The sequence below is a fragment of the Bradyrhizobium icense genome (assembly GCF_001693385.1).
Lineage (GTDB): Bacteria > Pseudomonadota > Alphaproteobacteria > Rhizobiales > Xanthobacteraceae > Bradyrhizobium > Bradyrhizobium icense.
Genome location: NZ_CP016428.1, coordinates 869967 through 891822 on the forward strand (window position 1 = coordinate 869967; position 21856 = coordinate 891822).

Sequence of the window (21856 nt, forward strand, 5' to 3'; positions counted from 1 at the left end):
ATAAAAAACGCGGCGGCGACGCCGCGTTTTTTTATGCTTGTCGCAGACCGGGATTGACGTTCGAACAGTCATGGCGCCGCGGCCGGCGCCCCGAGGTGTACAGTCAGAATATGTTCCGGCGTCTCGACCACTTCGATCTTTTGCCCGTCGCCGCCGACAAAGGCGAGCACGGTGCGCTCGCCATCGCGCGACATGTTGCCGACGAGCGCGATGTTGATATGGATGGGCTGCCCCGTCTCGAACCTCGTGCATTGAATCCAGAAGCGCATGGCGGTCTCCTTCGATCTGCCGCGGTGATCATAAAGCTGTAGGGTGGGCAAAGCGAAGCGTGCCCACCATTCACGTCGAAGATCCCGGAGAAATGGTGGGCACGGCGCGAAGCGCGCCTTTGCCCACCCTACGCAGCACGTCGCGCTAACTAAGCCGATGCCCGCAATTCGCGGGCCGCGGCGACCATGTTGGCGAGCGCGGGGCGGACCTCTTCCCATTTGCGCGTTTTCAGTCCGCAATCCGGATTGATCCAGATCTGGGTATCGGATAGCCGCATCCGCGCCAGCTTCAGCAGGGCGGTCATCTCGCCGATCTCGGGAACGCGCGGCGAATGGATGTCGTAGACTCCGGGACCGATTTCGTTCGGGTATCGGTAATCCCTGAAGACATCGAGCAGTTCCATCTTCGAACGCGAGGTCTCGATCGAGATCACGTCGGCGTCCATTGCGCCGATCGCGCCGATGATGTCGTTGAACTCCGAGTAGCACATGTGAGTGTGGATCTGCGTCTCGTCGCGCACGCCGGACGAACAGAGGCGGAAGGCGTCGACGGCCCAATCGAGATAAACCTTCCATTCGGATTTGCGCAGCGGCAGGCCTTCCCGCAGCGCCGCCTCGTCGATCTGGATCATGCCGGCGCCGGCCGCTTCGAGATCAGCGACCTCGTCGCGGATCGCAAGCGCGATCTGCCGGCAGGCCTCGCTGCGCGGAATGTCGTCGCGGACGAACGACCAGTTCAGGATGGTGACGGGGCCCGTGAGCATCGCCTTCATCGGCTTTTTCGTCAGCGACTGGGCGTACTGCCACCACTCGACCGTCATCGGCTTCGGCCGCGACACGTCGCCGAACAAGACCGGAGGGCGAACGTAGCGCGATCCGTAGGACTGCACCCAGCCGTGCGCGGTGAAAGCGAAGCCTGCGAGCTGTTCGCCGAAATACTGCACCATGTCATTGCGCTCGAACTCGCCATGCACGAGCACGTCCAGTCCGATATTTTCCTGCCAGCGCACCGTGCGGGCCGTCTGATTCTGCAGATAGAGCTTATAGGCTTCGTCCGTCAGGGCGCCCCTGGCGTGAGCGGATCGGGCGTTCCTGACATCAGTGGTTTGCGGGAACGAGCCGATGGTCGTGGTCGGGAACGCCGGCAGGTTGAAGCGCTCGCGCTGAACGGTGGCGCGTTCAGCGAAGATGCTGGCGCGGAAGCGCATCGGCTCATCGATGCCGGCAACGCGTGCCGCCACCTTCGCGTCGTGAATGCGCGGCGAAGTCTTGCGGGAGGTCGCCGCCTGATCCGATGCCTTCAGGCTGGCCTCGGCCGCTGCTCGGCCATCGGAAAGCGCCGTTCCGAGGGCGGTCAGCTCCTCGAGCTTCTGCACCGAAAACGCCAGCCAGCTCTTGATTTCGGGATCGAGCCCGGTCTCCAGAGCCAGATCGATCGGGACATGCAGTAGCGAACAGGAGGGGGCGATCTGCACGCGATGCTTGCCAAGCTCGGCAATCACGGGCTCGAGCCGGTCGAGAAGCCGGCTCAAATCCGCGCGCCAGATGTTACGACCATCGATGAGGCCGAGCGACAGCACGCGGTCATCAGGAAAGCCGGTAAGCTCGTCGATCTGTTCTGGCGCGCGCACGAGGTCGAGATGCAGGCCGGCAACGGGAAGGGACAGCGCGGTATCGCGGTTGGCGCCCAGCCCGCCAAAATAGGTCGCCAGCATGACCTTGAGCTGCGGCACTGCGCTCGCGATCTCCGCATAGGCATAATGCAGCGCCTGCTGGGCGACGATATCGAGGTCGAGCACGAGACACGGCTCGTCGATCTGAACCCATTCCGCGCCGCGGTAGGCAAGTTCGCGCAGCACCTCGATGTAGACCGGCAGCAAGCGATCAAGCAGGGACAGCGGATTGAAACCGGCATCCTTGCTCTTGGCGAGTTTGAGAAACGTGACGGGGCCGACCAGCACGGGGCGGGTCTGATAGCCCAGCGCTTTCGCTTCCTCGTATTCCTCGATCGGCTTGCGCGAGGCGAGGGTGAACTGCTGATCCTTCGCCAGTTCGGGCACCATGAAGTGGTAATTGGTGTCGAACCATTTTGTCATTTCCAGCGCCGGCACGCCGTGCGCGGCGTCCTGCCCGTGATGGGCGTGGCTGCAGCTCGCCTCATGTGCCTTGCCTTGCGCGCCGCGGGCCATTGCAAAATATGTCGCGAGCGGGACCGGGCCGCCGTTCCAGCGATAGATTTCCGGAATCGCACCAACCATCACGGACGTGTCGAGCATCTGGTCGTAGAACGAGAAATCGTTCGACGGGATCACGTTGACGCCGAACTTTTTCTGGCGCGCCCAGTTGGCGGCGCGAAGCCCGACGCCGGTCTCGATCAGCGCCTTCTCGTCTGACGCGCCCGACCAGAAACTCTCCAGCGCGAATTTCAGCTCGCGGCGCGGACCGATGCGCGGCGTGCCGAGGGAGGCAACCGGAAGTGAAGAAGTGGAGATGGTGGAAGTAGACATTGGCTTAACCCCAAAAGTTGGGGGCAAAGGCCGAAGTGACACGTCTGGATTCCGCTACGGCAACGCGCGCGGAATCGCAACCGCACCACCGGGACACCCCGCCCGAGGACGTGTATGTTGTCGAGGCAGGTCTCCTGGCTCGCGGGTCAATGCTGCTGTCCGGCCTTCCCGAAACCTCGTGAGGTCTCAGTGACTTTGTTGGACAGCGGCTCGCCGCTTACAGTTGCGGGGGCAGCTCCGGCTTTGGCTTTTCGGCCGCACCGGCTTCCCTCTTAGCTTCGGAAGAACGTCTCCCGAAGAACCACGACAGGTCCACTTATCGGCAACGCGGCAGGCGCGTCAACTCGGCGACATCACCGGCGCGTTGTCATCGTTGTTCACAGCCCCGGGGTTCCGTCGTTGAAATTCTTGCACATCGCCCGCTCGCCCCATTGACAGCCGGATGCGAATAACACGAGATATAGCCGTCACGGTCCGCCATGGCCCAACACATGGTGGCTAAGAGGGAAGCCGGTGTATCGCGCGAAAGCCGCGAAAATCCGGCGCTGCCCCCGCAACTGTAAGCAGTGAGTTGCTCCCGAATCTTACGTCACTGATGCGGCATCGCATTGGGAAGACACGGGGACAACGGCGACCTGCAAGCCAGGAGACCTGCCGCGACACCGAAGAAAACGTCCACGGGCGGGGTGTCCCGGCGGCGCTTGCAGATTCATGCCCCGCGTTTTCGCGTGGGCTAAAAGCTGTAGCGTCCTCATGACATCCGGCCCCAACACCATCACGGGGTCTCTTGATGTCACTCTCTCTCGATCGCGAAGCCAGCGCCGCTCCATTCATCCAACTGCGCCCCGAATCGCTCGCCGCATCGGGAGCGCAGCCGCCAATGCAGGTGATCCGCCGCAACGGCACGATTTCGAAATTCGACGCGAGCAAGATTTCGGTCGCGATGACCAAGGCGTTCCTCGCGGTCGAGGGGCATGGCGCCGCCGCCTCCCGCCGCGTGCATGAAATCGTCGAGCTACTGACCGCCGAAGTCGTCGGCGCGCTGTCGCGCCGGATGAGCGAGGGCCGCACCTTTCATATCGAGGACGTGCAGGACCAGGTCGAACTGGCGTTGATGCGCAGCGAGCATCACAAGGTCGCGCGCGCCTATGTGCTCTATCGCGAGGAACGCACGCGCCAGCGGGCAGGACAGGGGGCGGCCAAGGCCACCCAGCCGTCGGGCGAGCCTTCGCTGCGTGTCACGCTGGCCAGCGGCGTGCAGGTCCCGCTCGATATTGCGCGGCTGACGCTGATCATCGAAGAAGCCTGCACTGGCCTTGAGGGCGTCGGCGCCATGGCGGTGCTCGCCGAGACGCAGCGCAATCTCTATGACGGCATCAGCGAGGACGAACTGGCGCTGGCGTCGGTGATGGCCGCGCGGACGCTGGTGGAGCAGGAGCCGAACTACGCCTATGTCAGCGCGCGGCTTTTGCTCGACAAGCTGCGCACCGAGGTGTTGTCCTTCGTGCACGATACGCCGACCAGCGCGTCGCAGGCCGAGATGGCCGCACGCTACGGCGAATATTTCCCGGCCTACATCAAGGCCGGCGTCAAGGCGGAACTGCTCGATCCCGATCTGGCGCGCTTCGACCTGAACAAGCTTGCCGCGGCGCTGAAGCCGGAACGCGACCTGGCGTTCCAGTTCCTGGGGCTGCAGACGCTGTACGATCGCTATTTCCTGCATGCGCACGGCAACCGCATCGAACTGCCGCAGGCGTTCTTCATGCGCGTCGCGATGGGGCTCGCCGTCCGCGAGATCGACCGTGAGACACGCGCGATCGAGTTCTACGATTTGCTGTCGTCGTTCGACTTCATGGCCTCGACCCCGACGCTGTTCAATTCCGGCACGCTGCGGCCGCAATTATCGTCCTGCTTCCTCACCACCATCGCCGACGATCTCGACGGCATCTTCAAGTCGGTCAAGGACAATGCGCTGCTGGCAAAATATTCCGGCGGCCTCGGCAACGACTGGACCCGCGTGCGCGGGCTCGGCGCCCACATCAAGGGCACCAATGGCGAAAGCCAGGGCGTGGTTCCGTTTCTGAAAGTCGCCAACGACACCGCCATCGCCGTCAACCAGGGCGGCAAGCGCAAGGGCGCGGTCTGCGCCTATCTCGAAACCTGGCACATCGACATCGAGGAATTTTTGGACCTGCGCAAGAACACCGGCGACGACCGCCGCCGCACCCATGACATGAACACCGCAAACTGGGTGCCGGACCTGTTCATGCAGCGCGTCGAGGCCGATGGCGAATGGACGCTGTTCTCGCCGGACGAGACGCCCGACCTGCATGACCTTTACGGCAAGGCGTTCGCCGAGCGTTACGCGGCTTACAAAGCAAAGGCGGCGCGGGGTGAGATCCGCGTGTTCAAGCAGATCCGCGCCACGGATCTCTGGCGCAGGATGCTGACCATGCTGTTCGAGACCGGGCATCCCTGGATCACGTTCAAGGATCCCTGCAATCTGCGCTCGCCGCAGCGCCATGCCGGCGTGATTCATTCCTCGAATCTCTGCACGGAAATCACGCTCAATACCTCCGACGAGGAAACCGCCGTCTGCAATCTCGGCTCGATCAACCTGCTCCACCATGTGCGCCAAGGCCGGCTGGACGAGACGCGGCTGCAACGCAGTGTGACGACGGCAATGCGCATGCTCGACAACGTCATCGACATCAATTTCTACACCATTCCCGAAGCGCGCCGTTCGAACCTGCGGCACCGCCCGGTCGGTCTCGGGCTGATGGGATTCCAGGATGCGCTGCAGGCGATGCGGATCGCGATGGCTTCCGATGCGGCGGTGACGTTCGCCGATACCAGCATGGAGATGATTTCCTACTACGCCATCTCGGCTTCCGTCGATCTGGCTGCCGAGCGCGGGCGTTATCCGTCGTTTGACGGCTCGCTGTGGAGCCGCGGCATCTTGCCGATCGATTCGATCGAACTGCTGGCGGAAGCGCGCGGCGGTCTCGCGATGGACCGCGGCATGACGCTCGACTGGGATACCTTGCGCGACCGCGTTAGATCGATCGGCATGCGCAATTCGAACGTGATGGCGATCGCGCCGACCGCGACGATTTCCAACATCTGCGGCGTCGCGCAGTCGATCGAGCCCGCCTACCAGAACCTCTACGTCAAATCCAACATGTCCGGCGACTTCACCGTGGTGAACGAATTTCTCGTTCGTGACCTCAAGGCGCGCGGGCTGTGGGACGAGGTGATGGTCAACGACCTCAAATACTTCGACGGCAGCCTCGGGGCCATCGATCGGATTCCCGATGACCTCAAGGCGCTCTATGCGACCGCCTTCGAGATCGACAGCGCTTGGTTGATCGAAGCGGCGTCGCGGCGGCAGAAATGGATCGACCAGTCGCAATCACTCAACCTCTATATCGCCAACCCTAGCGGCAAGAAGCTCGACGCGCTGTATCGGCTGGCGTGGGCGCGCGGATTGAAGACGACCTATTACCTGCGCTCGCGCAGTGCGACGCATGTCGAAAAGTCCACGCTCCGGGGGACCGACGGCAAGCTCAACAGCGTCGCGTCCGTGACGATGATGGCTCCAGCCCCGATCATCGTCGCGCCGGCCGCCACCGCGCCGGATTTAACCGGTGCGGTGGCGTGCTCGATCGACAATCCCGAATGCGAAGCCTGCCAGTAAGCAGCAAGAACAAAAGGAAACGACAATGCTCGACTGGTCAGAACCATCTGCGCCCGCGCGTCAGACGCCGCCTCTCGTAACGCACCCCGTTGCCGTGGCCGAACAGACCGGCCTTGGCACGATCGATCGTCGTGGCGGACGCGTGTCCGTCGACGACAAGCGGATGATCAACTGCCGCGCCGACGTCAATCAATTGCTCCCGCTGAAATACAAATGGGCCTGGGAGAAATATCTCGCCGGCTGCAACAATCACTGGATGCCGACAGAAGTGTCGATGCAGGCCGACATCGCGCTATGGAAATCGCGTGACGGGCTGACGGAAGACGAGCGCCGCGCCATCAAGCGCAACCTCGGCTTCTTCGCGGCGTCCGAAAGCCTGGTCGCCAACAACATCGTGCTGGCGATCTACCGCCATCTGACCAATCCGGAGTGCCGGCAATATCTGCTGCGGCAGTCCTTCGAGGAAGCCGTGCACACCCATACCTTTCAGTACATCGTCGAGAGCCTGGGGCTCGACGAGGGCGAGCTGTTCAACATGTACCGCGAGGTACCGTCGATCACTGACAAGGCAGCCTGGGCGCTGAAGCACACGCAGCATCTCGACGATCCCGATTTTAAGACCGGGACGCCGGAGGCCGACCAGGCGTTCCTGCGCGATCTCGTCGCCTTCTACGTCATCTTCGAGGGTATGTGGTTCTATACGGGCTTCGCGCAGATCCTCTCGCTCGGCCGGCGCAACAAGATGGTCGGCATTGCCGAGCAGTACCAGTACATCCTGCGCGATGAGTCCATTCACCTGAATTTCGGTATCGACGTCATCAACCAGATCAAGATCGAGAATCCGCATCTGTGGACGAAGGCGTTTCAGGACGAAGTCCGCGCCATGGTGCGCGAGGCGGCCGAACTGGAAGCGGCCTACGGGCGAGACACCATGCCGCGCGGGTTTCTCGGGCTGAATGCGGCGCTGTGCGAGAGCTACATGCACTTCATCGCCAACCGCCGCTGCGCGCAGCTTGGGCTGCAGCGGGTGTTCGACGAGACCGAGAATCCGTTTCCCTGGATGTCGGAAGCGATGGACCTGAAGAAGGAGAAGAATTTCTTCGAGACACGGGTGATCGAGTATCAGAACGGCGGTGCGCTGAGCTGGGAGTAGGGAGGCCATGCTCTCCCAACAAGTCGTCCCCGCGAACGCGGGGACCTATACCGCGTGATTTATTGATAAGGCACGACGGAAGACGCCTACTGTCCACAATCGGCATCGGTGGTTATGGGTCCGTGCGTTCGCAGGGACGACCGGAAAAACCGCCGGTACGGCGCTAGAACTTAAGATTTCCTCAATTCAGTCCGGCCTATTGCTTTAAGGGGTGCGCGCTTTCGGACAGGGCGCGCCCAGGCAAGGACTGCACATGACCGCCTCTCTTTCCACCCTCGAGACCGCACGCGAACCAGCCCCGATTCCGGCGTGGCTCGTGAAGGCGTGCCTTGTGCTGGCGGTTGCGAACGTGACCCTTTGCCTGTCGGCGTATTTCTCACACTGGTGGGTTTACAATGCTGACGGCCTCGGCATCCCGACCGACTTCATCAACGTCTGGGCGGCCGGCCGCCTGGTGCTCGATGGTGTCCCGGCTCAGGCCTATGACTGGGACATCCAGAAGCAGGTCGAGGTCGCAAAACTTGGCCAGGGTTTTGTCGGCTATTTTGCCTGGCACTATCCGCCGCCATTCCTGTTCGTCGCATCCTTGCTGGCGCAGCTTCCTTATCAGGTCGCATTTATCGGCTGGGTCGTAGTCAGCTTCCTGCCCTTTCTTGTCGCGATGCGCGCGATCGTCGGCCGCAACTTCGGCTATCTGCTCGCGCTCGCCATTCCGATGGCGTTCATCAATGCGCTGGTGGGGCAGAACGGCTTCCTGACCGCGGCGCTGATCGGCGGCACGCTCTATCTGATTCCGATACGGCCGGTACTGGCGGGCATCTGTCTCGGGCTTTTGACGTACAAGCCGCAATACGGGCTGCTGTTTCCGATCGTGCTGATCGCAGCCGGGCATTGGCGCGTATTCATCAGCGCCGGCGTAACGGCGGTCGTGCTGGCCACCGCTTCCTGGCTCGCCTTCGGCATCGAGAGCTGGCTGGCCTTCTTCCACTGGATGCCGAGATTCTCGCAGGCGTTCCTGACCGAAGGCCAGGCCCCATGGTGGAAGATGCAGAGCATCTTCTCGCTGGTACGTTACCTCGGCGGCAGCGAGCCGCTCGGTTGGGCATTCCAGTGGGTCCTCACCGCCTCCGTTGCCGTGGTGCTCGCGCTGATGTGGCGAAGCCGCGTACCCTATACGTTGAAGGCCGCTAGCCTCGCCGCCGGTGCGCTGCTGACCACGCCCTATCTCTTTATGTACGACATGATGGTGCTGGCGATCCCGATAGGCTTCCTGGTCCGCATCGGACTGCAGACCGGCTTTCGTTCTTACGAGCTTCCGGCGCTCGGCATCGTCGTCGCCCTCATCGTTTGCTACATGCTTACGGGCACGCCGACGGGTCTCGGCGCCACGCTGATCGTGGGCGGTCTGGTCCTGCGCCGCGCCGGTCCCTGGTGGCGGCATGAGCCGGTGCCAAAACTCGTCTCGGCAAGCGCGTGAACGGTGGAAGTTGATAGTCGCGGTATTATGCGCCCTGGCGTGAAATTACCGCTCGCCATCTGATGAACGCCGCCCGTATGCAGCAGCCGTCAAGGGTGCGGTGTCGCTGGCAAGTGCATCGGTAGCGGCTTCGTCATCAGTGTCGCAAAACCGTCTTGTCATCAGCCGTGAATAGTTGTTCACTTCTTCAAAGCGATGAGCTCTCCTATCGCTCAAGACATTGAAGGTGTGCGCGTTCCGGCAGGCTCCCCGGGGCTCGAGGGCGCGCCGGGGACGGAAAACGCGCCATGGTCTATCGGCGAACCCATCAGGTCGTAAAGCGGCTGGCGGCGCGGCGTAGCGCCATCCTGGCGGCGGCGCGGGATGCTGCGGCCGAAGGCGGCATGGCGGCGGTGCAGATCGCCCCGGTCGCGGTCCGCGCCAATGTCGCGGCCGGCACCGTCTATCGTTACTTCCCCTCCAAGGCCGAACTGATTTCCGAACTGATCGCCGAGGTGTCGCGGGACGAACTGGCCGCGATCCGCCGCGCGGCGGATGCGGCGCCGGGACCGTCCTCGGCGCTCGCCGCCGCCGTCACCACGGTTGCCGTTCATGTGCTGTCGCAACGCAAGCTCGCCTGGGGCATTCTGGCCGAACCTGTCGATGTCGACGTCTCGGTGTCGCGCCTTGCCAGCCGCCGCGAAATCTCGGGCGAGATCGCTGCCAGAATTGAGGCCGCGGTGCGTGCCGGCCATCTGCCGGCGCAGGATACCGCGCTCGCCGCCACCGCGCTGCTCGGCGCGCTGCATGAATCGCTGGTCGGCCCGTTGGCGCCGGAGAATCTGGATGATCCGGCGAAGCTGCGCGATGCCGTGCAGACGGTCACACTATTGGCGCTGCGCGCCGTCGGCGTCATGGATGCCCGTGCCCGCGGCCTCGTGGTGCAGGCCGTGCTGCCGGCAAAGGCGCTGGTCGGGGCCTAGAAACTTCCCTCCCTTTGCGACACGTCTTTGTCGCAACCATTTGCCACGCTGCGGCTTATCGACGATCCAACCCGCGATCAGGAGCATGCGATGACGACGACATCAGGGTCCGCCAAATGGCAGGGCGGCATCAAGGACGGCAAGGGCGCGATCTCGACCCAAAGCGGCGCGCTGAATGATTATCCCTACGGCTTTTCCAGCCGCTTCGAGGGCAAAGCCGGCTCCAATCCGGAAGAGCTGATCGGCGCGGCGCATGCCGCCTGCTTCACCATGGCGCTGTCGCTGATTTTGGGCGAAGCCAAGCTCACCGCCGAGCACATGGAGACCAAGGCCGACGTCACGCTTGAAAAGCAGGGCGATGGTTTTGCCATCACCTCGATTCATCTGATGCTGAATGCCAAAGTCCCCGGCGCTGACAAGGCGACATTCGAGGAACTGGCCGGCAAAGCGAAGACCGGATGTCCGGTGTCGAAACTGCTGAACACAAAGATCACGCTGGACGCGACGCTGCAGTAATTGGCGCCGTCAACTATCGGGCTTGCCTTCCCCACCGACAGTGGCGATGCGCACCATGTTGGTGGTGCCGGGGATGCGAAGCGGCACGCCGGCGACGATGATCACGCGCTGGCCTGCGTTGGCGAAGCCGTCGCGAAACGCGATCGAGCCGGCGCGATCGACCATGTCGTCCTGGTCGTGCGCATCTTCCGCCACCACGCAATGCACGCCCCAGACGACCGACAATTTGCGGCCGGTCGCAAGGTTCGGCGTGATCGCCACCACCGGCAGCTTCGGCCGCTCGCGGGCTACCCGGATCGCCGTGGAGCCCGACGAGGTCCAGCAGATGATCGCGGATAATTCCAGCGTCTCGGCGATCTGCCGCGCGGCGTCCGCGATGGCGTCGCCGACCGTATTCTCCGGTTCGGCCCGCTGCGCCGACAGCACCGAGCGATAGGTCGGATCGCGCTCCACCTCTTCGCCGATCCGGTTCATGGTCGAGACCGCTTCGACCGGGAATTTGCCGGCCGCGGACTCCGCCGACAGCATGATGGCGTCGGCGCCTTCATAGACGGCGGTCGCAACGTCGGAGACTTCGGCGCGCGTCGGCACCGGCGCCTGGATCATCGATTCCAGCATCTGCGTCGCAATCACCACCGGCTTGCCGGCGCGGCGCGCCATTCGCGTCATCTGCTTCTGCAGGCTCGGCACCCGCTCCAGCGGCAGTTCGACGCCGAGGTCGCCGCGCGCCACCATCAGCGCGTCGGAAGCATCGATGATCTCGGCGAGCCGGTCGATCGCCTGCGGCTTTTCGATCTTGGCCATGACAGCGGCGCGGCCGCGGATCATCCGCTTGGCTTCATGGACGTCCTCGGCGCGCTGCACGAAGGAGAGCGCAATCCAGTCGACTCCGGTCACCAGGGCTGCTTCGAGATCGGCGCGATCCTTCGGCGTCATCGCCGACACCGGCAAGTCGGTATCGGGCAGGCTGACGCCCTTGCGGTCCGACATCTTGCCGCCGATCACCACGCGCGTTACCGCGCGTTCGGACGAGGTCTCCTCGGCGATCAGGCGCACCTTGCCGTCGTCGAGCAGCAGCGCATGGCCCGGCCGAAGTGCTGCGAGGATTTCCGGATGCGGCAACTGCACGCGGTTGTTGTCGCCCGGCGCTTTGTCGGAATCGAGCACAAAGCTCTGGCCGTTCTTGAGCTGGGTCGAACCTTCGGCGAACGCGCCGAGCCGCAGCTTCGGTCCCTGCAAATCGACGAGGATGCCGATCGGACGGCCGTAGCTGCTCTCGACATTGCGGATGGTATTGACCAGCTCGCGCATCTTGTCGTGCGGCGTGTGGCTCATATTGATGCGGAACACGTCCGCACCCGCCTCGAACAGCTTCCGGATCATCGCGCTGTCTGACGATGCCGGGCCGAGAGTTGCGAGAATCTTGATTCGACGAAGCCGTCTCATGGCTTGGGCGCCGGGGCTGGCGGCAGACCCGGTCCGCCCGGCGGATTGGACAGGCCGGGAACCCCGCCCGGGCCGCCCGGTCCCATTGTGCCTGGAATGCCCGGCACGCGCTGCGCGGGCTGCTCGTTGGCTTCTGTCAGTTGCACGGTCCACGCTCGCTGTTCGCCTGTGTCGACCTCGAAGAACCCGGTGCGGTCGTAGCCGCGCGCCAGGCAGTTCTCGGTACCCTTGATGGTGAATTCCTTATCACGCGAACACATGAAGGCCTGCCCCGACCATTCGCCGCCGCGGTCATAGTCGAGCGCGTAGATGTAATAGTAGCGCGCAACAAGAGTTCCGCGCAGCAATGTCTCGCAACTGCGTGACGACACGTTCCACCAGCCCTCGGTGGTCCAGCCCTCGGCATCCTTGTAGCCCAGCGCAATGCCGACCCGGCTGGAAGTGTTGTTGCAGAGCCGGAAATCGGCCGCCGCTGGACTGCTCCACAGACACGCAACCGCCAGTGCAAGCACCGGCGCAAGGCCGGCGGCGGTCACGCGAGCGGGGAGGGGAGACAAGCAGCGCGAATATTTTCCGATCATGCAGCGAAGCTATATCAAATCATTTACGATTTCGCGTGACCCGGCGGGGCCTGTCAACGGCCGTGGAACGCCTTTCCCGCGCTATGGGAAACCGGGACACCCTGTGAGGTTGCCAAATTTGCGCGCAGATGTGGCAGAATCTGTGACAATTCCCACCTAATATGCTCGGCACATGTAACGCGGGATCCAAGACCATGACGATCGACGACAAAACAAGAACAGAACTGGAAGCCGCCGTTTTCCGGCGCCTGGTCGGCCACCTGCGTGCCCGCACCGACGTCCAGAACATCGATCTGATGAATCTGGCGGGCTTCTGCCGTAACTGCCTGTCCAACTGGATGAAGGAAGAGGCCGACGCCAAGGGGGTCGCCGTCAGCAAGGACGAGAGCCGCGAGGCGGTCTACGGCATGCCCTATGAGGAGTGGAAGGCGAAATATCAGGGCGCGGCCACGCCCGAGCAGCTCGAGGCGATGAAGAAGGTTCATCCCGGGCATTGATCCGTTTTTATTCTCTGGTGGGATCTGCCACCAAGTTCTCCGTCATGCCCGGGCATAGCGGTCTGTTTCGCGCAGACCGGGTAAACTTGTCTGCGCTCCCCGGCATCCACGTCTTGACAGCATCTCGGCAAGACGTGGATGGCCGGGTCAAGCCCGGCCATGACGAGGAGAGAGCGTGCCCTATCTCCTGTGGGCGCGCTGTGGATGAGCGCGATGCTGCCTTGACGCGAGGCCCCCCGATCTTGAGGGTCATCTGCGCAAAAGCGCCGTGCGGTAACGCGTGCGGCGCTTGATCTTTCGAGCATCACCATCAGTTCCACTCAGGAGTACCCGATGGCCACCTCCGCCGCCGCCGTCCAGGACGAGCCCGCGACAAGATTCGCCAAAGACCAGCTCAAGGCCATCATCGAGCGCATCGAGCGTCTGGAAGAAGAGAAGAAGACGATCTCCGACGATATCCGTGACGTCTATGCCGAAGCCAAAGGCAACGGTTTCGACACCAAGGCACTGCGCACCATCGTGCGGATGCGCAAGCAGGACGCCAACGAGCGCGCCGAGCAGGAAACCATTTTGGAAACCTACATGCAGGCGCTCGGGATGCTCTGAGTTTCCGTCGTCTCGGCCAAGCGAACGAAGTGAGCGCGAGCCGGGGCCCATAACCACAAATGATGATGTTGAGCAAAGCTGGGGCTACAGCCGGCTCTGACGCGCACATTTTGTGGTTATGGGTCCTCGCGTTCGCGAGGACGACGGCTAGTGTGTGGAGAGACGGTGTGCCTAGCGCAGCGCGGCGGTACGCAGCACGAACGACTGCGTCGGCAGTTGCGCGGTTGCCGATCCCGTGAAGCGGTCGCAGGTCATGCCCATCATCGGATCTTCCGAGAAAGTCATTGAGACCGCGGCCTGCGGCTTGACGAAGTGAGCGCGCATCTGGGTCATCTCGGTATCGCCGAGCACGGTCGTCGACATCGCACTGCTGGCGCTCGGCGCCAGCATCACCACGCGCATCCAGATATTGTTGCCCTGCGCGGCGGCGAGGCGGGTCGAGGTGGCGACCACGCTGTCCTGCCCCTGGGTGCCCTTGGCGACCACCGTGTTGATTTCGGTTGATGCAGCATCGGCAATGCGCGCCGGGCGAACGGGGCGCGGGATCGCCGTGGAGGCCGCGACGATGTTGGCGCGGTCGACCGGCGAAGATGCCGCCGGCGCATAGGCCATCGCCTTGTTGAACGCGTGGCTGACGCTGGCGGTCGGCTGCGGATCGGTGGCAGCGGCGAGCGCCTGGCGGGCGCGCAGGGCCGCGATTTGCGCGGGAGTGGCCTGATTTGCCGTGCTCGGTACGTCGTCCCAGAAGCCGCGGGAATTGATGATATCGGCCGGCGTTTGCGGCCTCGGCTCGGCCTTGTCGGCGGAAGCCTGCGCAACCTGTTTCGTCTCAGGCTTGGATTCGGCTCTGGCTTTGGGCGCCGACACGATCTGGGCGTCGGCCGCGGCGAGCTGGATCGTCGCACCGACCGGCTTTGCGCGCGGGGTCGGGACCGGCTCGGCGGATTTCACAGCAGCCACACTGGCCGGCGCAGGCTTCTCGCTCTTGACGGGAGCGCTGCCGCCCTCGTCATCTTCTTCAGTCGATTTGCCGCCCCTGAACAGCGCCGCGAACAGGTTCGGCATCTTGATGGTCGCGGCGTCGTTGCCATTGCCGCGGCGTTCGATGTCGGCGCGGGCCAGTTCATAGCCCTTCATCGGACCGCCATTGGACGGCAGGTGCACCGTGCGTCCGTCCGGGAATATCCTGGCGAGCTGATCGTGGGTCATGCGCGGCCAGTGACGAACGCTGCCGGTATCGAGATGGACGAAAGGCGATCCGGAGGTCGGGTAGAAGCCGACGCCGCCACGCTGCAAGCGAAGCCCGGCGGCGCGGATCTGCTCCAGCGGCACGTCCGGGATGTAGAAGTCCATGGCGTGGCCGAGCATGTGCTGGCTGAAACGCGCCACGCCCGAGGAGCGGCGGCGGAGCATGGAGTTGGTGGCGGGGGAGCGATAGGCGGAGATGACCTGGATCGGCTTCTTGCCGTCGACGTCGCGGTAGACTTCCCAGATGATATCGAACAGATGCCGATCCATCGTGGTGGAGTCCTGGCTGCGCCAGTCGCGAAGGAAGTGATTGAGCTTCTTCAGCGCCTCATCATCGTAGCGGCCGTTGCGCTTGAAGGTGACGGTGAGGTCTTCGCCGGAATGGGTGTGATGGAACGAGAGGGTGCGGGTTTCGTTCAGCGCCGTCGCATCATGCACCGTGCCTGCGCCGGCCAGCAGCAAAAGCGACGTCAAGCCGATCCGATATCCGGCCTTTGGCAGAGCAAGCGGATTGAATTGGCGCGCGAAACCAGCCAGCACGTATGAGCCCACCCAGTCGACGAGCGTTCACGGTGTTCTTTTGCAGACCCCCGGCAAAAGACGATGAACGCTTTCTTAAAGCAGGAGGGTTAACCGAGGTTTACCATCCTGCCCCCAAGCAAGCCTTAACCTAACGCGCGGACTGTGGCGAAAAAGCGCCCGGTGTCGAATCCGGGTGGATAGTGGTTAACGTAAACAATCTCTCCGGTGAGGAGAGATTGTTGATTTTGTTGGGAAATTCTGCCCGCGGGCAGTAGTCCTCCGGATTACCGGGTGAACCGCGGTTGCGGCCGGCGGCCAACCGGGGCCGGCGGCGTCATGGGCGACGGACCGCCGAACAGGCGCTCGAAGAACGACGGGCCGGAGGAAAAGGTATTGTCGCTGGCGAAGTTGACACCGGCCGGCAAGCTCGAGCCGGAAGGTCGCGTGTAGCTCGGCTGCGCATGGGCGACCATGGCCTCCAAATCCTTGCTGCGGCTGTTCTTGAGCAGGGCGATCATCGCGGCGTCGCGGCCGTAGATATCCTTGCGGATCTGCAGCTTGCCGGCATCATCCACGAACGCGGTCTGGTAGGTGATGTTGACCGGAATGGGTGTCGGGAATTTCAGGTCGATCTCGCTGCGGCCGTACATGCTGCGAATCCGCTCCGGCGTATAGTGCTCGTTCGGCATCACGATATTGAGCAGGGTCGAGGCGTATTGATCCGGATTCTGCACCCGCATGCAGCCATGGCTGAAGGCGCGTTCTTCCTTGGCGAACAGATGCTTGTCCGGGGTGTCGTGCTGATAGACCAGGAACTTGTTCGGGAAGTTGAAGCGGATACGCCCGAGCGCGTTGGCCTCGCCAGGCGGCTGGGAAATGTGGATGCTGCCGTCGCGACGGCGCTCGAGCCTCAGACCCATGCGATCCAGCACGGTCGGATCCTGCTGCAGGGCAGGCAGATACTCGTTGTAGATGATCGACGGCGGCACGTTCCAGGTCGGGTTGACGGTGATGAACTTCATCGTCTCCGTCAGCATCGGCGTGGCGTGCTTGCCCGGCTTTCCGGTCACCACGCGCGTGGTCCAGACCGGTGCGCCGTTCTGCATCACCTTCAGCGTGAAGTCGGGCACGTTGAGAATGACGTAGGCGTTGCCGAGCGAGGCCGCGCCAAGCTGGCGCGGCAGCCAGCGCAGGCGTTCCATGTTGACGAGGACTACGTCGATCTGCCGGTCGCGCTTGGGGCTGTTGATCGCCTTCACCGTGCGGTCGTCGAGCACACCGGTCGGCTTGAGATCGACGCTTCCCTGGAATTTGCGCACGGCGGCGGCAACCTTGGCGTCGTAATTCGTGCCGTCGGGATTCTCGGTGATGCCGAGCTTGGCGCGCAGTTGCGGCACGCGCGGATCTTGCGGTGCTACCTCACCCTGCTTCTTGGTGGCGGCCTTGTACGCCAGCGCCGGACCCTCCGCGATGTGGATCATCGGTCCGTCGCCCTGGCCGCGCAGCTCGGCGAGCTTGCCCTTCAGGTCCTTGTAGAACTTGTGCGGCGGGTTGTAGCCCTCGAGCGCGGCGGAAGCATCATTGGCGGTCGAGATGTTGGCGAGCACTTCGGCCGGATCGGTCGGGTGCTCGGGGTACAAGATATCGGCAGCGACCTGCGACCAGTGCATCCGGCCGCTCTGGGCCTGTCGCGCATAGTCGAGCATGCTCGCGGTCAGTTTCAGCTCGGCCTCGGCGAGCTGGTCCGGCGAAGTGGCGACGGCAAAATCGGGTACCGGATAGTCGGCCGGATTGAGGCCCTCGGTGGCGGCGTCCTTCAGGCGGGCGATCACGCCGTTGGCGCTGTCGGTCAATTTGCCGGCCTGCGTCCATTGCGGCGCATAGTCCCGAGCCGAGTAGAACTTCTCGACGGCAGCGCGCTCATTCTTGCGGTCGAAATAGCGCAGCGATTTGGCTCCGAGCATGTCGCGAAGTCTGTCGGCGACCGGCTGGTCGGCCGGTGCGACGGTGCTGATCTTCACCGGCTCTTGGGCAGGTTCGGCGGCCGGTGCAGTGGCTGTCGCAGCCGGAGGCGTGGTTGTGGCGGCGTCGCTTGGCTTGGCCGCGGGCGCGGTGACGTTCTCCGCCGGCTTGATATCCGGCTTGATATCCGTCTTGGGTTCAGCCGCCTTCGGGGCCGTCCCCGTTTCGGCCGGCTTCTCTGTGGCTTTGGCCGCATCGGGCACCGCGCCGGTCGAGTCCATCTTGAAATCGCCGATGGTCGGGGGCGGGACATTCGCCGGTTCGGGACGGGGGACTGCTGCGTCGATCGCGAGTTCGGCAGCACTGGCGCGCGGCGTATCCGACGGAGCCGCCAGTGCTGAGGTCGCTGATACCGTGAGGAAGGTTGCCGCGACGGCCATCAGCACGCGGTCAAATCCTGCACGATTCGAACAGTCACGCATCGTCACACCCCCTTGGGCGAAACTGCCCCGGCATGGAACAGTCGCTGGTATCGTTCATAGCTTGCGCGGGAAAGCGCCGGCCTCGATCGGTTTCTCAGTCGTACGCCTGCACGCCACGATTCAAACGCAGACGATACATGTGCCCCTTTCATGCAGCCAGCGCCATGCGGGACAACTCACGACAAACTGACCTCAAACTACCCGTTTGCACTCGGATCGCGCATTTTTGCCACGCCCCCCACGTTTTGTCTGTCACCGCCAAGCCACGGTTCAAAAGCTTCCGAACGGTCGATGTCGTTGGTTTGCCACGATCTTTGCCATGCGGGCGCCATAATCGCGCGAGGTGATCGCTCGCTCAGTTTGCATCTCAGTTAGCGTCCTGCGCGCCGCCTTCGGCCGGGTCGCTGGCCGCCGCTTCATCGAGTTTGCGGTAGAGCGTGGAACGGCCGATCTTGAGCCGGCGCGCGACTTCCGACATCTGGCCGCGATAATGCGAGATCGCAAAACGGATGATCTCGTTCTCCATGCCTTCGAGTGGCCGTACCTCGCCGGTGGCAGTCAGCATCGAAAGGCTGCCGGCAGTGGCGAGCGGCGCAATTGGTATTTCGCTACCCGACACCATTGCAGGCGCCGTCGACGGCGCGACGACCAATGGCTCGCTGTGCGCCAACTGGCCGTCCGGTACGGCATGACCGACAGTCTGCGGGAAATCGGAGAGGCCAAGCTGATCGCTCTCGCTCATGACGACGGCGCGGTACACCGTGTTTTCAAGCTGGCGGATGTTGCCGGGCCAATCGAGCTGCGCGAGATGGGCCACGGCCTCGCCGCTGATGCCGGTGATGGTGCGGTTTTCCTCGGCGGCAAAGCGCGCCAGGAAATGCCGTAGCAGATGCGGGATGTCTTCGCGCCGCATCCGCAGGGGAGGGATGGTCAGCGGCAGCACGTGCAGCCGGTAGAACAGGTCCTCGCGGAACGCGCCGCTCTTCACGAGCTCGAGCAGCTTGCGGTTGGTCGCGGAAATGATGCGGACGTCGACCTTCACCGGCTTGCGGCCGCCGACCGCCTCGACGGTGCCTTCCTGCAGCGCGCGCAGCAGTTTCACTTGCGCAGCCAGCGGCAACTCGCCGACCTCGTCGAGGAACAGCGTGCCGCCGGAGGCTTCGACGAACTTACCCATGTGGCGTTCGGTAGCGCCGGTGAAGGCGCCCTTCTCGTGGCCGAACAGGATCGATTCCACGAGATTGTCGGGAATGGCGCCGCAATTGACCGCGACGAAGGGTTTTGCCTTGCGTTCGCCGGAACCGTGAATGGCGCGGGCGAACAATTCCTTGCCGACACCGGACTCGCCCTCGATCAGCACCGGAATGCTGGAAGCTGCCGCCTTCTGCGCGGTGCGCAGCACGGCTGCCATGGTTTCGCTGCGGGTGATGATATCGGCAAAGGTCAACCGGCCTTCGCGGCTGTGTCGGATGCGCTGCAGTTCGCCCTTGAGCGCGCTCGTGTTGAGCGCATTGCGCAGCGACACCTGCAGCCGCTCGAAGCCGACCGGCTTGACCACGAAATCCTGCGCGCCGGCGCGCATCGCCGAAACCACATTGTCGATGCCGCCATGCGCGGTCTGCACGATGACGGGGATGTTCAGGCCTGCTTCACGCATTTTTGCGAGCACGCCGAGCCCGTCGAGGCCGGGCATCACGAGGTCGAGAACCACTGCGTCGATCGCCTGCGCGTCGGGCGCGGTCAGCAAGGCCACGGCCGCATCGCCGCTGTCGACGACAAGGGGCTCATAGCCGCACTTCTGCACCATGTTTTCAACCAAACGGCGCTGCACGGCGTCGTCGTCGGCAATCAAGATGGTGGCAGCCATGGCTCTTCCCCGCACGCTACTGAATTGTACCGAATCGGGGCACTTTCGCCGATGCCGATTAACGCTCCGTTAAACGTTGAGAATGGCGTCGTTATGGAGGGGCTAGACGTTGAGGTGCGGCCACACTTCGAGCGCGCCGCGATAACACATGTCGAGAGCCACATAGAGTATGATGGCGAGGCCGACATAGGCGATCCAGCGCTGCTTCTCCAGCAGGCGCGCGATGAAGTTGGCGGCGAACCCCATCAGCGCTATGGAGAGCGCCAAGCCGAAAATCAGAATCATCGGATGCTCGCGCGCTGCGCCCGCGACGGCGAGCACGTTATCGAGCGACATTGAGACGTCGGCGAGCGTGATCTGCCAGATGGCCTGGCCAAGCGTCTTCTGAGGACCCGCAGTGGCTGACTCATCGATCGTCCTTGCGGCCGATAGATCCTGCAATTTCGGCTCATGATGATGCGATGTACGAAGCTCGCGCCACATCTTCCAGCATACCCAAAGCAGCAGAATGCCGCCGGCGAGCAGCAGACCAATGATCTGGAGCAGTTGAACCGTGACGGAAGCGAAGCCGATGCGTAGGCCCGTGGCGGCCAATATGCCGATCAGAATCGCCTTTTTGCGCTGACCCTCCGGCAGTCCTGCGGCTGCAAGCCCGATGACGATCGCATTGTCGCCGGCGAGCACCAGGTCGATCATCACGACCTGGAAAAACGCTGTGAGGTGTTCTGAGGAGATTAGTTCCAGCATGCGGGCCACTCCGTGAAATGGTCCAATCCGACATCGCAGTTCGCTTGAACTGCCAGAGGGGCCCGGGCTTGGACGCGTAGACAAAAACGACGCAGTCAGACTGCGGAAAAACTGCTTCCGTTACTCAGGTTGATGCGACAGGGTGAAAAGCCTGATCATTTGATCCGGCTCGATCAGGACGGATAGGACGACGCCGATGAACGTCAGGCATCCAGCGAGGTCGAACCACATTGTGCGGAATCGATCGCGCCGGGAGAGCAGCGCAAAGCCAGCCGTTACAGCAGCCACCGCAAACAGCAGGGTTACGATAGCCGGCGCCAGTGCATCCGCGGGCACCACGTTTCGAATTCCGACGGTCGCGATCAGCGCCACGATAAGAATGCCGGCAAACAACTCCTTGACGCGCGCCAAAGGCGCTCGGTCGCTCGTTCGGACAATCTGACTGCGGTCCAAGAAGGCCATCGGAATCTTATTCGCGAACTAAGATTGTGGTAGGGAACCTCACCGGTCCCGTTATTCAGTTTGGCTAGTTTAGTAATCATGAAACGAGTGAAACATCAAGACGTTTTCGCTGAACGGCTTGCGGGCAAGGCCGCGCCGGAAGCCAAGCAAATGCGGAAACTGGCCGGGGATTGGCTCAAGCAGCGCCGGGCGGATGCCGGGCTGTCGCAGGCAGATCTCGCCGCGCGGCTTGGCCTGAAATATTACACGTTCATTTCACAGGTCGAGAACGGGTTCAGCCGCGTTCCAACCGAAATTATGGGCGCATGGGCCAGCGAGTTGGGTCTTGAACGCTCCGCATTCGCTAGGCATCTGTTATTATACTACGAGCCGGAATTGCACCGGCTGCTGTTCGGAGCGGAAAGCAAATGAGCGTGGTTGCGTTCGAGCGCAAACAGGACACCGGCGCGTGGAGCGAAAGGGAGCTTGGCACCATTGTCGCGGCGTTGAGCGGAGCGCTTGCGCCCGCGACCGGCCGCGAGTGGGAAACCGGCATGACGGAAAAAGGCGATGCCCAGTTCTATCTGCTGGGCGTTGGTCCGGATCAGGCCTGCGAGCTGTGCGTGTCCCGGATCGCGGGGCGATACATCCTTGAAGATGGATGCGGTCGGCTGCTGTTCGAACATCGGAATCTCGATCTTGTCGCCCTGCATGCGAGGGCTGCGGTGCCGTCGACGTCCCGGCTATTGGTCCGCGCGATAGCCTTATGGTGTGCGATTCGCAGCGCGCTCGAGGAAAGGTTGGAGCCGGTGCTCACCGAGACCGAAGAGCTGCTTGTCCAGTTTGCGCCGCAGCTCGCGGCTTTCGCCTGACCGT

At 63.1% G+C, this 21856-nt stretch carries 18 protein-coding genes and 2 riboswitches; of the genes, 9 read left to right on the forward strand and 9 right to left on the reverse strand.

Annotated elements, in window-relative coordinates:
- Positions 1 to 68 precede the first annotated feature (68 nt).
- Entirely contained in the window at positions 69 to 269 is a 201-nt protein-coding gene (locus LMTR13_RS04140) for a hypothetical protein (protein WP_065726794.1), read from the reverse strand.
- A gap of 149 nt (positions 270 to 418) precedes the next feature.
- Complete coding sequence (gene metE / locus LMTR13_RS04145) at positions 419 to 2776, reverse strand: 5-methyltetrahydropteroyltriglutamate--homocysteine S-methyltransferase (RefSeq protein WP_065726795.1); 2358 nt, start codon at positions 2774 to 2776, stop codon at positions 419 to 421.
- A 107-nt stretch (positions 2777 to 2883) separates the two neighbouring features.
- A riboswitch (cobalamin riboswitch) is annotated at positions 2884 to 3097 on the reverse strand.
- A 132-nt stretch (positions 3098 to 3229) separates the two neighbouring features.
- Positions 3230 to 3449, forward strand: a riboswitch (cobalamin riboswitch).
- Positions 3450 to 3566: 117 nt separating this feature from the next.
- Here metE and LMTR13_RS04150 point away from each other — a divergent pair.
- The 5 genes from LMTR13_RS04150 to LMTR13_RS04170 all read left to right on the forward strand — a co-directional run bounded on the left by LMTR13_RS04150 (position 3567) and on the right by LMTR13_RS04170 (position 10581).
- Positions 3567 to 6473, forward strand: a complete 2907-nt coding sequence (locus LMTR13_RS04150) for a ribonucleoside-diphosphate reductase subunit alpha (RefSeq protein WP_065726796.1) — start codon at positions 3567 to 3569, stop codon at positions 6471 to 6473.
- 25 nt (positions 6474 to 6498) lie between these two features.
- On the forward strand, positions 6499 to 7626 hold the full coding sequence (locus LMTR13_RS04155; RefSeq protein WP_065726797.1) for a ribonucleotide-diphosphate reductase subunit beta: 1128 nt from the start codon (positions 6499 to 6501) through the stop codon (positions 7624 to 7626).
- A 253-nt stretch (positions 7627 to 7879) separates the two neighbouring features.
- Positions 7880 to 9103 (forward strand): glycosyltransferase family 87 protein, encoded by a 1224-nt coding sequence (locus LMTR13_RS04160; protein ID WP_065732411.1) that lies wholly within the window; start codon positions 7880 to 7882, stop codon positions 9101 to 9103.
- 287 nt (positions 9104 to 9390) lie between these two features.
- Positions 9391 to 10065 carry a TetR/AcrR family transcriptional regulator gene (locus LMTR13_RS04165; RefSeq protein WP_028351322.1) on the forward strand — a complete coding sequence of 225 codons (675 nt, stop codon included), beginning with the start codon at positions 9391 to 9393 and terminating at the stop codon, positions 10063 to 10065.
- A gap of 90 nt (positions 10066 to 10155) precedes the next feature.
- On the forward strand, positions 10156 to 10581 hold the full coding sequence (locus tag LMTR13_RS04170) for an OsmC family protein (protein WP_065732412.1): 426 nt from the start codon (positions 10156 to 10158) through the stop codon (positions 10579 to 10581).
- A gap of 9 nt (positions 10582 to 10590) precedes the next feature.
- Here the strand turns inward: LMTR13_RS04170 and pyk are convergent, their stop codons facing one another.
- Both pyk and LMTR13_RS04180 read right to left on the reverse strand, forming a co-directional pair.
- A complete protein-coding gene (gene pyk, locus LMTR13_RS04175) occupies positions 10591 to 12027 on the reverse strand; it encodes a pyruvate kinase (protein ID WP_065726798.1) in 1437 nt (478 codons plus the stop codon).
- Positions 12024 to 12608 carry a DUF1036 domain-containing protein gene (locus LMTR13_RS04180; protein ID WP_065726799.1) on the reverse strand — a complete coding sequence of 195 codons (585 nt, stop codon included), beginning with the start codon at positions 12606 to 12608 and terminating at the stop codon, positions 12024 to 12026. The genes pyk and LMTR13_RS04180 overlap by 4 nt, the downstream gene beginning before the upstream one ends.
- A 194-nt stretch (positions 12609 to 12802) precedes the next feature.
- On the opposite strand from LMTR13_RS04180, the gene LMTR13_RS04185 reads away from it, so the two are divergent.
- Together LMTR13_RS04185 and LMTR13_RS04190 are read left to right on the forward strand one after the other, a co-directional pair.
- Positions 12803 to 13105, forward strand: a complete 303-nt coding sequence (locus LMTR13_RS04185) for a DUF1244 domain-containing protein (protein ID WP_065732413.1) — start codon at positions 12803 to 12805, stop codon at positions 13103 to 13105.
- Between the two features lie 333 nt (positions 13106 to 13438).
- Positions 13439 to 13711 carry a DUF2312 domain-containing protein gene (locus LMTR13_RS04190; protein ID WP_057847308.1) on the forward strand — a complete coding sequence of 91 codons (273 nt, stop codon included), beginning with the start codon at positions 13439 to 13441 and terminating at the stop codon, positions 13709 to 13711.
- Between the two features lie 171 nt (positions 13712 to 13882).
- On the opposite strand, the gene mepK is transcribed toward LMTR13_RS04190, so the two are convergent.
- The 5 genes from mepK to LMTR13_RS04215 form a co-directional block, all read right to left on the reverse strand.
- Positions 13883 to 15511, reverse strand: a complete 1629-nt coding sequence (gene mepK, locus LMTR13_RS04195; RefSeq protein ID WP_065726800.1) for a peptidoglycan L,D-endopeptidase MepK — start codon at positions 15509 to 15511, stop codon at positions 13883 to 13885.
- Positions 15512 to 15765: 254 nt separating this feature from the next.
- Entirely contained in the window at positions 15766 to 17925 is a 2160-nt protein-coding gene (locus LMTR13_RS04200; RefSeq protein WP_065726801.1) for a L,D-transpeptidase family protein, read from the reverse strand.
- 367 nt (positions 17926 to 18292) lie between these two features.
- Entirely contained in the window at positions 18293 to 19792 is a 1500-nt protein-coding gene (locus LMTR13_RS04205) for a sigma-54-dependent transcriptional regulator (RefSeq protein ID WP_065726802.1), read from the reverse strand.
- A 102-nt stretch (positions 19793 to 19894) separates the two neighbouring features.
- Positions 19895 to 20539 carry a TerC family protein gene (locus tag LMTR13_RS04210; protein WP_065726803.1) on the reverse strand — a complete coding sequence of 215 codons (645 nt, stop codon included), beginning with the start codon at positions 20537 to 20539 and terminating at the stop codon, positions 19895 to 19897.
- A gap of 120 nt (positions 20540 to 20659) precedes the next feature.
- Positions 20660 to 20950 carry a hypothetical protein gene (locus tag LMTR13_RS04215; RefSeq protein WP_156795426.1) on the reverse strand — a complete coding sequence of 97 codons (291 nt, stop codon included), beginning with the start codon at positions 20948 to 20950 and terminating at the stop codon, positions 20660 to 20662.
- 201 nt (positions 20951 to 21151) lie between these two features.
- On the opposite strand from LMTR13_RS04215, the gene LMTR13_RS04220 reads away from it, so the two are divergent.
- On the forward strand, positions 21152 to 21412 hold the full coding sequence (locus LMTR13_RS04220; RefSeq protein WP_065732414.1) for a helix-turn-helix domain-containing protein: 261 nt from the start codon (positions 21152 to 21154) through the stop codon (positions 21410 to 21412).
- Positions 21409 to 21852 (forward strand): hypothetical protein, encoded by a 444-nt coding sequence (locus LMTR13_RS04225; protein ID WP_065726805.1) that lies wholly within the window; start codon positions 21409 to 21411, stop codon positions 21850 to 21852. The genes LMTR13_RS04220 and LMTR13_RS04225 overlap by 4 nt, the downstream gene beginning before the upstream one ends.
- Positions 21853 to 21856: the final 4 nt, after the last annotated feature.